Source organism: Sinorhizobium medicae (assembly GCF_007827695.1).
Lineage (GTDB): Bacteria > Pseudomonadota > Alphaproteobacteria > Rhizobiales > Rhizobiaceae > Sinorhizobium > Sinorhizobium medicae.
This window is the reverse complement of sequence record NZ_VITA01000063.1, coordinates 1-1,531: the sequence shown is the minus strand read 5'-3', so window position 1 is coordinate 1,531 and position 1,531 is coordinate 1. Positions and strand designations below refer to the sequence as shown.

Sequence of the window (1,531 nt, the reverse complement as noted above, 5' to 3'; positions counted from 1 at the left end):
ATCGGTAAGGACTCCTCCGTATTGCTGCATCTGGCAATGAAGGCGTTCTATCCCGGAAAACCGCCCTTTCCATTCCTGCACGTCGATACGAAATGGAAGTTCCGGGAAATGATCGAGTTCCGTGATCGGATGGCGCGAGAGCTCGGCTTCGACCTGCTCGTCCATGTCAATCAGGACGGGATCGATCAGGGCATCGGCCCCTTCACGCACGGCTCCAACGTTCACACCCACGTCATGAAGACGATGGGACTGCGGCAGGCGCTGGAGAAATACGGTTTCGACGCGGCGCTGGCGGGCGCGCGGCGGGACGAGGAGAAGTCACGCGCCAAGGAGCGCATCTTTTCCATTCGCAGTGCCCAGCACGGCTGGGATCCGAAGCGTCAGCGCCCCGAGATGTGGAAAACCTATAATACGCGGGTCGCGCCGGGTGAAACGATGCGTGTCTTCCCGCTCTCCAACTGGACCGAATTCGACATCTGGCAATACATCCTGCGCGAGGACATTCCGATCGTGCCGCTTTATTTCGCGGCCCGGCGGCCCGTCGTAAAGCGCGACGGAACGCTGATCATGGTCGATGATGAGCGGATGCCGATCCAGCCCGGAGAGGAGGTTCTTGAGCATCAGGTGCGTTTCCGTACCCTCGGCTGCTATCCGCTGACCGGGGCGGTCGAGTCCGAGGCTGCCACGGTTCCCGACATATTGCGGGAAATGCTGACGGTCCGCACGTCCGAACGACAGAGCCGCCTGATCGACTCGGATGAAGTCGGGGCAATGGAGAAAAAGAAGCGGGAGGGCTACTTCTGATGTCATATGTTCAATCCATACCGCCGCATGACATTGAAGCGCATCTGGTTGAGCACGACAACAAGTCGATCCTGCGATTCATCACATGCGGTTCGGTCGACGACGGCAAATCCACCTTGATCGGCCGGCTGCTCTATGATGCGAAACTGATCTTCGAGGACCAGCTCGCAAACCTCGGACGTGTCGGCTCTCCCGGTGGTGCCAATGGCAAGGAAATCGATCTCGCTTTGCTTCTCGACGGGCTCGAGGCCGAGCGCGAACAGGGGATCACCATCGACGTCGCCTACCGCTATTTCGCGACGTCGAAGCGCAAGTTCATCGTTGCCGACACGCCCGGTCACGAAGAATATACGCGCAACATGGTGACCGGCGCTTCGACGGCGGATCTTGCCATCATCCTCATCGACAGCCGGCAGGGCATTCTTCAGCAGACGCGGCGGCATTCCTATATCGCCTCGCTTCTGGGCATCCGTCATGTCGTGCTGGCAGTCAACAAGATCGATCTCGTAGACTTTCGACAGCAGGTCTATGACGAAATCGTCGCCGACTACATGGCTTTTGCGAAAGAGCTCGGTTTTGCCAGCATTCGGCCGATACCGATCTCAGCACGAGACGGCGACAACGTCATTTCAGCTTCACCCAATACACCTTGGTACAGAGGGGCGGCGCTGCTCGAATATCTGGAAACGGTAGAGCTCGAGCCCATGGACCAGGCCAAGCCTTTCCG

The 1,531-nt window shown here is 58.7% G+C and carries 1 protein-coding gene and 1 pseudogene; both read left to right on the top strand.

The window, feature by feature from the left end:
- Positions 1 to 804, top strand: an 804-nt coding sequence (gene cysD, locus FB009_RS32550; RefSeq protein ID WP_145162743.1) for a sulfate adenylyltransferase subunit CysD, incomplete at its 5' end; no start/stop codon positions are given.
- Positions 804 to 1,531, top strand: a pseudogene (gene nodQ / locus FB009_RS32545) (bifunctional sulfate adenylyltransferase/adenylyl-sulfate kinase NodQ); the annotation flags it as partial. The gene cysD and the pseudogene nodQ, both read left to right, overlap by 1 nt.